Source organism: Streptomyces sp. NPDC060027 (assembly GCF_042737005.1).
Classification (GTDB): domain Bacteria; phylum Actinomycetota; class Actinomycetes; order Streptomycetales; family Streptomycetaceae; genus Streptomyces.
Map to the genome: position 1 here is coordinate 17,978 of NZ_JBHWVI010000119.1, position 9,096 is coordinate 27,073.

Annotated in this window: 9 protein-coding genes; all 9 read left to right on the forward strand. The window is 70.8% G+C overall.

The window, feature by feature from the left end; all coding sequences use genetic code 11:
* Positions 1 to 13 precede the first annotated feature (13 nt).
* Complete coding sequence (mltG, locus tag ACFWBT_RS26370; protein ID WP_385704769.1) at positions 14 to 1,867, forward strand: endolytic transglycosylase MltG; 1,854 nt, start codon at positions 14 to 16, stop codon at positions 1,865 to 1,867.
* Positions 1,848 to 2,687, forward strand: a complete 840-nt coding sequence (locus ACFWBT_RS26375) for a shikimate dehydrogenase (protein ID WP_385704772.1) — start codon at positions 1,848 to 1,850, stop codon at positions 2,685 to 2,687. Before mltG ends, ACFWBT_RS26375 begins: the two co-directional genes overlap by 20 nt.
* Positions 2,688 to 2,976: 289 nt before the next feature.
* Entirely contained in the window at positions 2,977 to 4,161 is a 1,185-nt protein-coding gene (aroC, locus tag ACFWBT_RS26380; RefSeq protein ID WP_351539137.1) for a chorismate synthase, read from the forward strand.
* Positions 4,162 to 4,190: 29 nt separating this feature from the next.
* Complete coding sequence (locus ACFWBT_RS26385; protein ID WP_385704787.1) at positions 4,191 to 4,673, forward strand: shikimate kinase; 483 nt, start codon at positions 4,191 to 4,193, stop codon at positions 4,671 to 4,673.
* Entirely contained in the window at positions 4,670 to 5,761 is a 1,092-nt protein-coding gene (gene aroB, locus ACFWBT_RS26390) for a 3-dehydroquinate synthase (RefSeq protein WP_385704774.1), read from the forward strand. Before ACFWBT_RS26385 ends, aroB begins: the two co-directional genes overlap by 4 nt.
* 192 nt (positions 5,762 to 5,953) lie before the next feature.
* Positions 5,954 to 6,853 carry a Pro-rich N-terminal domain-containing protein gene (locus ACFWBT_RS26395; RefSeq protein ID WP_385704777.1) on the forward strand — a complete coding sequence of 300 codons (900 nt, stop codon included), beginning with the start codon at positions 5,954 to 5,956 and terminating at the stop codon, positions 6,851 to 6,853.
* 90 nt (positions 6,854 to 6,943) lie between these two features.
* Complete coding sequence (locus ACFWBT_RS26400) at positions 6,944 to 8,050, forward strand: aminopeptidase P family protein (protein WP_385704780.1); 1,107 nt, start codon at positions 6,944 to 6,946, stop codon at positions 8,048 to 8,050.
* 60 nt (positions 8,051 to 8,110) lie between these two features.
* Positions 8,111 to 8,677, forward strand: coding sequence for an elongation factor P (efp, locus tag ACFWBT_RS26405; RefSeq protein ID WP_266756500.1), 567 nt, complete (start codon positions 8,111 to 8,113; stop codon positions 8,675 to 8,677).
* Positions 8,678 to 8,679: 2 nt separating this feature from the next.
* The coding region (gene nusB / locus ACFWBT_RS26410; RefSeq protein WP_385704784.1) for a transcription antitermination factor NusB at positions 8,680 to 9,096 on the forward strand (417 nt) is incomplete at its 3' end.

Consider the following 9,096-nt stretch of genomic DNA (forward strand, 5'->3'; position numbering starts at 1 on the left):
TCGTAGGGGATCGATGACTGAGTATGGCCGGGGCCCAGGCTCCGAACCGTGGCATCCGGAGGACCCGTTGTACGGGGACGTCGGATGGGGCGGACAGGCCGCCGACGGCCAGTCCGCCTACGACGGCGGCCAGCCGCAGCACTATCCGCAGCAGCAGGCGCAGCAGGGCGACTGGGGCACGGGTCAGCAGCAGTACCCGGGGCAGGGCCAGCAGCAGTACCAGGACCAGCAGCAGTACCCCGGTCAGGGGCAGCAGCAGTACCAGGACCAGCAGCAGTACCCCGGTCAGGGCCAGCAGCAGTACCAGGACCAGCAGCAGTACCCCGGCCAGGGCCAGCAGGGGTACGCGGACCAGGGCCAGCAGCAGTACAACGGTCAAGGTCAGCAGCAGTACCCCGGCCAGGGCCGGCAGCAGTACCCGTCCCAGGGCGGGCAGCAGCAGTACGCCGACGGCGGCTGGAACACCGGGGCACAGCCTCAGGCGCCGTACGCCGCCGACCCGGCCGACCCCTACGCGGGCCAGTACGCCGGTGAGCAGCCCGACTACTACGGCACCCCCGACGCCTACCCGCCGCCCGAGCCGCCGGCCCGGCGCCGTGCCGAGCCCGAACCCGAGCGCGAGCCCGAACCCGAGCCGAAGCCGGACTGGGATCCGGGACCGGACCAGGGCGAGCACGCGTTCTTCGCCGGTGGCGACGATGACGACGACCTCGACGACGACGACGATGACGACCCGAAGGGCCGCCGGGCCCGCGGTGACCGCAAGGGCCGTGGCGGCGGCAAGGGCAAGAAGCGCCGCAGCGGCTGCGCCTGCCTGGTGGTCGTCATGGTCTTCGGAGGCGTTCTCGCCGGAGCCGGATATTTCGGCTATCACTACTACCAAAATCGTTTCGGCGCTGCTCCCGACTACGCGGGCGAGGGCACGGGGCAGGTGCCCGTCGAGATCACCGAGGGCCAGGGCGGCTACGCGATCGGCCAGAAGCTCAAGGAACTCGGTGTCGTCAAGAGCGTGGACGCCTTCGTCTCCGCTCAGGCGGAGAATCCCGGGGGCAAGAAGATTCAGGCGGGCGCATATCTCCTGCGGAAGGAGATGTCGGCCGCGAGCGCCGTCGCGTTGATGCTCGACCCCAAGAGCCAGAACAACGTGGTCGTGTTTCCCGGTGCCCGCAATTCCCAGGTGTACGCGGCGATCGACAAGAAGCTCGAACTTTCCCGCGGCACCACCGCCAAGGTCGCGAAGAAGGAATACAAGAGCCTGGGGCTCCCGAAGTGGGCGAACACCGACGAGGATATAAAGGATCCGCTGGAAGGTTTCCTCTACCCGCTCACGTATCCCGCCGCCAAGGGCATGAAACCGGAGACCGTGCTGAAGAGCATGGTCGCGCAGGCCAACAAGAAGTACGCGGCGATGGAACTCGAAGCGAAGGCGAAGGCCTTCAAGCTCGATGATCCGCTGCAGGTGGTCACGGTCGCGAGCCTGGTCCAGGCCGAGGGCAAGACGCATGACGACTACCGCAAGATGGCCGAGGTCGTCTACAATCGTCTGAAGATCACCAATACCGAGACCAATCAGAAGCTGCAGTTCGACTCGACCTTCAATTACCTGAAGGGCCAGAGTAAGATCAACATTGGCGAGTCCGAGATCAACAGCAATCCGGACCCGTACAACACGTACTACCACAGGGGCCTGCCGCCCGGTCCGATCGGCAACCCGGGCGACGATGCCTTCAGGGCCGTGTTCAACCCCACGAAGGACGGCTGGATGTATTTCGTGGCGACCGACGGTCAGAGCAATACGGAATTCGCCAAGACGCTGGCCCAGTTCGAGAAACTCAAGGACAAATTCAATGCCAGCTCGGGCAACTGATGCCCGCCGGGCCGCCGTGCTCGGTTCCCCGATCGCGCACTCCCTCTCTCCGGTGCTGCATCGGACCGCGTACCGCGAGCTGGGCCTCGGGGACTGGACGTACGACCGCTTCGAGGTCGACGAGGAGGCGCTGCCCGGGTTCTTCGAGGGCCTCGGACCGGAGTGGGCCGGGCTGTCGCTGACCATGCCGCTGAAGCGGGCCGTGATGCCTCTGGTCGACGAGATCAGCGAGACGGCCGCCTCCGTCGAGGCGGTCAACACGGTCGTGTTCACGGAGGACGGGCGGCGCGTCGGCGACAACACCGACATCCCCGGGATGGTCGCCGCGCTGCGCGAGCGGGGCATCGAGCAGGTCGACTCCGCCGCCGTTCTCGGTGCCGGCGCCACCGCCTCCTCCGCGCTGGCCGCCCTCTCCCGGATCTGCACCGGCGAGGTCGTCGCGTACGTCCGCAGCAAGGAGCGGGCCGCCGAGATGCGGCAGTGGGGCGAGCGGCTCGACATCGAGGTGCGCACCGAGGACTGGGCGGACGCGGAGCGGGCCCTGCGGGCGCCGCTGGTCATCGCCACGACTCCGGCGGGGACCACGGACACGCTGGCCGCCGCCGTCCCGGAACGCCCCGCGACCCTCTTCGACGTGCTGTACGACCCCTGGCCGACCGCTCTCGCGGCGCGCTGGTCGGCGTACGGCGGAGCCGTGGTCGGCGGACTCGACCTGCTCGTACACCAGGCGGTGCTCCAGGTCGAGCAGATGACCGGGCGGACGCCCGCGCCGCTCGGCGCCATGCGCAAGGCGGGCGAACACGCGCTGGCGGCCCGGTAGACGACCCCGGCCGAGGCCGCGACGCTTCCCGTGCTGCCCGCGGACACGGCGGGGGAGCCGGTCCGCCGAGACGGCCGGGGCAGGCCCGCTCCGGCGCTCCTGGGGCGTACGCCGGACGACGCGACCCGGCCGGATGCGTCCGCCTGATGGACCTGCGGCCGGTTCCCGATCCCGAACGTGGGAGGATCGGAGGCGGCGGGCCAGGGCCGCGCACCCGGTATCGCCGTCGCTGTACGCGAGGACGCGTGTACGCAGCAGCAGTACCAGGGCGCGAGCATGAGGAGCACCGTTGAGCAGGTTGCGCTGGCTGACCGCGGGGGAGTCCCACGGTCCCGCACTTGTCGCGACGCTGGAGGGCCTTCCCGCCGGCGTCCCGATCACCACGGAGATGGTGGCGGACCACCTCGCCCGGCGGCGCCTGGGCTATGGACGCGGTGCCCGGATGAAGTTCGAGCGGGACGAGGTCACCTTCCTGGGCGGCGTCCGGCACGGCCTGACCCTCGGCTCCCCGGTCGCCGTCATGGTCGGCAACACCGAGTGGCCCAAGTGGGAGCAGGTCATGGCGGCCGACCCGGTCGCCCCGGAGATCCTCGCCGACCTCGCCCGCAACGCCCCGCTGACCCGCCCCCGCCCCGGCCACGCCGACCTCGCCGGCATGCAGAAGTACGGCTTCGACGAGGCCCGGCCGATCCTGGAGCGCGCCTCTGCCCGCGAGACCGCGGCCCGCGTCGCGCTCGGCGCCGTCGCCCGCTCGTACCTGAAGGAGACGGCCGGGATCGAGATCGTCTCCCACGTCGTCGAACTGGCCGCCGCCAAGGCGCCGTACGGCGTCTACCCGAAGCCCTCCGACGTGGAGAGGCTGGACGCCGACCCGGTGCGCTGCCTCGACGCCGACACCTCGAAGGCGATGGTCGCCGAGATCGACCAGGCCCACAAGGACGGCGACACCCTCGGCGGTGTCGTCGAGGTGCTCGCGTACGGCGTACCGGTGGGCCTCGGCTCGCACGTGCACTGGGACCGTCGTCTCGACGCCCGGCTCGCGGCCGCGCTCATGGGCATCCAGGCCATCAAGGGCGTCGAGGTCGGCGACGGCTTCGACCTGGCCCGGGTGCCCGGTTCCCAGGCCCACGACGAGATCGTCCACACCGAGGACGGCATCCGCCGCTCCACCGGCCGCTCCGGTGGCACCGAGGGCGGTCTGACCACCGGTGAGCTGCTCCGCGTCCGCGCCGCGATGAAGCCGATCGCCACCGTGCCGCGCGCGCTGGCCACCATCGACGTCGCCACCGGCGAGGCCGCCAAGGCCCACCACCAGCGCTCCGACGTGTGCGCGGTCCCGGCCGCGGGCATCGTCGCCGAAGCCATGGTCGCCCTCGTCCTGGCCGACGCCGTGGGCGAGAAGTTCGGTGGCGACAGCGTCCCGGAGACCCGCCGGAACGTGCAGAGCTACCTCGAGAACCTGGCCATCCGGTGACCGCGCCACGGCTGGTCCTGGTCGGCCCGATGGGAGTCGGCAAGTCCACGGTGGGCGCGCTCGTCGCCGAGCGGCTGGGCTGTGCCTACCGGGACACGGACGACGACATCGTGGCCGCGCAGGGCCGCACCATCGCCGACATCTTCCTCGACGAGGGCGAGTCCGCCTTCCGCGCCATCGAGAAGCGGGCGGTGCGCGAGGCGCTGGCCGGGCACGACGGTGTGCTGGCGCTGGGCGGCGGTTCCATCCTCGACGCGGACACCCGCGCGCTGCTCGCCGGTCACCAGGTCGTCTATCTCTCCATGGACGTGGAGGAGGCGGTCCAGCGCACCGGCCTGAACGCGGCCCGTCCGCTGCTCGCCGTCAACCCCCGCCGCCAGTGGCGCGAGTTGATGGAAGCACGCCGCCCGCTGTACACCGAAGTCGCCCGCGCGGTCGTGGCGACCGACGGCCGTACCCCCGATGAGGTCGCCCGAGCGGTCCTCGACGCAGTGGAGTTGAAGGAAGCATGAGCGAGGCAGTGACCCGCGTCCAGGTCGGCGGCACAGCGGGCACCGACCCCTACGAAGTCCTGATCGGCCGTCAACTTCTCGGTGAACTAGGCGGGTTGATCGGCGACAGGGCTCAGCGTGTGGCCATCGTGCACCCCGAGGCACTCGCCGAGACCGGCGAGGCGCTCCGCGCCGACCTGGCGGAGCAGGGCTTCGAGGCCGTCGCCATCCAGGTGCCGAACGCCGAGGAGGCCAAGACCGCGGAGGTCGCGGCCTACTGCTGGAAGGCTCTGGGCCAGTCCGGTTTCACCCGCACCGACGTCATCGTCGGCGTCGGCGGCGGAGCCACCACCGACCTGGCCGGTTTCGTGGCGGCGACCTGGCTGCGCGGGGTGCGCTGGATCGCCGTCCCCACCACCGTGCTCGGCATGGTCGACGCGGCGGTCGGCGGCAAGACCGGCATCAACACCGCCGAGGGCAAGAACCTCGTCGGTGCCTTCCACCCGCCCGCGGGCGTGCTCTGCGACCTGGCGGCGCTCGACTCGCTGCCGGTCAACGACTTCGTCTCCGGGCTCGCGGAGATCATCAAGGCCGGCTTCATCGCCGACCCGGTGATCCTGGAGCTCATCGAGTCCGACCCCCAGGCCGCCCGGACACCCGCGGGCCCGCACACCGCCGAGCTGATCGAGCGCTCCATCAAGGTCAAGGCGGAGGTCGTCTCCGGCGACCTCAAGGAGTCGGGGCTGCGCGAGATCCTCAACTACGGCCACACGCTCGCGCACGCCATCGAGAAGAACGAGCGCTACAAGTGGCGGCACGGCGCGGCCGTCTCCGTCGGCATGCACTTCGCCGCCGAACTCGGCCGTCTCGCGGGCCGACTGGACGACGCGACCGCCGACCGGCACCGCACGATCCTGGAGTCCGTCGGTCTCCCGCTGAGCTACCGCTACGACCAGTGGCCGAAGCTCGTGGAGAACATGAAGGTCGACAAGAAGTCCCGCGGCGACCTGCTGCGCTTCATCGTCCTCGACGGACTGGCCAAGCCGACCGTCCTGGAGGGCCCGGACCCGGCCGTCCTGCTCGCGGCGTACGGCGAGGTCGGGGAGTAGCGGGCGGCACCCTCCGCGGACGTATGTTCCGAAGGACCCCTGCTCAACCTGTTTTGCCCCTCCTTTCCGGGCACTTCGCACCTTCCCCGGCCGTTCACACAACGGCGGCCGGGGAAGGTACCGTTCGGTAGCGACGGGACCTGCGTCCCGTCCGCCAGCGCCCATTGCCTGTACGAGACGGAGTGGCACCGGATGCAGCACGCAGTGGGGGCTCCGCTGCCGCCGCCCCACCAGCCGGGGCAAGGACCGGCCGCCGGTTGGTCGCCGGCCGGACAGTATCCGGGGCAGCAGGGTCCCGCACCCGCTCCGGGGTTCGCCGGAGCGCCGGTGCCGCCCGGGGCTCCTCCCGCCCAGACCCCGCAGCATCATCTGCCGCCGCACCAGGTGCCACCGCAGCCTCCGCAGCACGCGCAGCCTCCCCAGCACCATCCCGTCCCGCCCGCGCCGGACACCACCGGGCATGTGCAACTGCCTCCGGGCGCCCCGGTGGCCATGCCGAGCCCGCCGCACGCCACGGGCGCGCCCGATCCGGCGGCCACCACGCTCGCGGTCCTGCTCATCGGCCCCGCCGGCGCCGGGAAGACCAGTGTCGCCAAGTACTGGGCGGACCACCGCCGGGTGCCCACGGCCCACATCAGCCTCGACGACGTCCGCGAATGGGTGCGCTCGGGCTTCGCCGACCCGCAGTCGGGATGGAACGACCATTCCGAGGCGCAGTATCGTCTCGCCCGCCGCACCTGCGGCTTCGCGGCCCGCAACTTCCTGGCCAACGGCATCTCCTGCATCCTCGACGACGCCGTCTTCCCCGACCGTCCGGTCGTCGGACTCGGCGGCTGGAAGCGGCACGTCGGTCCCGGGCTGCTGCCGGTCGTGCTCCTGCCGGGCCTGGAGGTGGTCCTGGAGCGCAACGCCGAGCGCTCCGGGAACCGTCGGCTCAGCGACGAGGAGGTCGCGCGCATCCACGGCCGGATGGCCGGCTGGTACGGCTCCGGGCTCCCGATCATCGACAACTCGCAGCTCGACGTCGCGGCCACGGCCCGTGTCCTGGACGACGTCCTCGCCCGGTCGATCGCCAGCCCGCCGCAGTGGTGAGCGGGCCCCGGGTCCGCCCGTCCGGGCCCCGGCCTACCCGTCCGGCCCTCTGAACCGGCGACATCCGGCCGGCGCTCGTACGCTCGGTTCATGTCAGAGGTGTACGCGACCCGCAGAGAGCGGCTCCGGGAACGCAGTACCGCGGGTGGCAGCGCGACCGCGCTCGTGACCCGTCCCGCCAACGTGAGGTATCTCGCCGGCGCGGCGCCGCACGGCGCCGTGCTCTTGCTCGGCACCGGCGAGGACATACTGCTGTGCGGCGGCCCGCCGACCGGCGAGGCCGCGGAAGGACGCCCGGACGAGGCGCTGAACGTGCGGGTGCTGCCGCGCGCCGGCGGTGATCCGGCCGTCGCGGCCGCCGGACTGGCGGCAGGACAGGGCGCCGAGTCCCTCGCGGTCGAGGAGCATCACCTGACCGTGACGCGGCACCGCGCCCTCGGCTCGGTCGCGCCGCGGCTGCGCCTGGCCGACCTGGGCGGCGCGGTGGAACAGCTGCGCGTGATCAAGGACGAGGAGGAGATCTCCTGCCTGCGGATCGGTGCCGAGATCGCCGACCAGGCGTTGGGTGAACTCCTCGAATCCATTCTGGTCGGCCGGACGGAACGCCATCTCGCCCTGGAGCTGGAGCGCCGGCTCGTCGACCACGGAGCGGACGGACCGGCCTTCGCGACCTCGGTCGGCACCGGCCCGAACTCGGGACGGCGCGGCCACCGGCCCACCGACCGGCGCGTCGAGGAGGGCGACTTCCTCTCCGTCTGCCTCGGCGCGACCTACCGCGGCTATCGGTGTGAGATCGGTCGTACGTTCGTGATCGGTACCTCGCCCGCCGACTGGCAGATCGAGCTGTACGACCTCGTCTTCGCCGCCCAGCGCGCCGGACGGGAGGCGCTGGCACCCGGCGCCGCCTACCGGGACGTGGACCGCGCGGCGCGTCAGGTACTGGACTCCGCGGGCCATTCCGAAGGCCTTCCGCCGCTGACGGGGCACGGTGTCGGGCTCGAAATCGACGAGGACCCGCAGCTTGCCCCCGCGGCCATGGGTAAACTGGACGCTTGCGTGCCGGTCACCGTCGAACCGGGGGTCCACATCCCGGGCCGGGGCGGTGTCAGGATCGATGACACGCTCGTCGTACGCCCTGAGGCGGACGGCGGACCCGAGCTACTCACCATCACGACCAAGGAGCTGCTCGCGCTCTAGCTTTCCGAGCTGTGCGCGTGCGCCGGGGTCGTCCACGTCAGTCCAGGAGATTCCGCAACCGTGGCTTCCACGAACGACCTCAAGAACGGCCTGGTGCTCAAGCTCGACGGAGGCCAGCTCTGGTCCGTCGTCGAGTTCCAGCACGTCAAGCCCGGCAAGGGCCCGGCCTTCGTGCGCACCAAGCTGAAGAACGTGCTCTCCGGCAAGGTCGTCGACAAGACGTTCAACGCCGGCGTCAAGGTCGAGACGGCCACGATCGACAAGCGCGACATGCAGTTCTCGTACATGGACGGCGAGTACTTCGTCTTCATGGACATGGACACGTACGACCAGCTGATGGTCGACCGCAAGTCCGTCGGCGATGCCGCCAACTTCCTGATCGAGGGCTTCACGGCCACCGTCGCCCAGCACGAGGGCGAGGTGCTCTTCGTCGAGCTGCCCGCCGCCGTCGAGCTGGTCATCCAGGAGACCGAGCCCGGCGTCCAGGGCGACCGCTCCACCGGTGGCACCAAGCCCGCCATCCTGGAGACCGGCCACCAGATCCAGGTCCCGCTCTTCATCACCACCGGTGAGAAGATCAAGGTCGACACCCGCAGCAGCGACTACCTCGGCCGGGTGAACAGCTAACCGTGGCTGCCCGCAACACGGCCCGCAAGCGCGCCTTCCAGATCCTCTTCGAGGGCGACCAGCGCGGCGTGGACGTTCTGACGGTCCTCGCGGACTGGATCCGGCACTCCCGGTCCGACACCCGGCAGCCGCCGGTGAGCGAGTACACGATGCAGCTGGTCGAGGGCTACGCCACCAAGGTGCGGCGGATCGACGACCTCATCGCGCAGTACGCCGTCGGCTGGACGCTGGACAGGATGCCGGTCGTCGACCGCAACATCCTGCGCCTCGGTGCCTACGAGCTGATCTGGGTCGACGAGACCCCGGACGCCGTGGTGCTCGACGAGGCGGTGCAGTTGGCCAAGGAGTTCTCCACGGACGAGTCGCCCTCGTTCGTGAACGGCCTGCTGGGCCGTCTCAAGGACCTGAAGCCTTCGCTC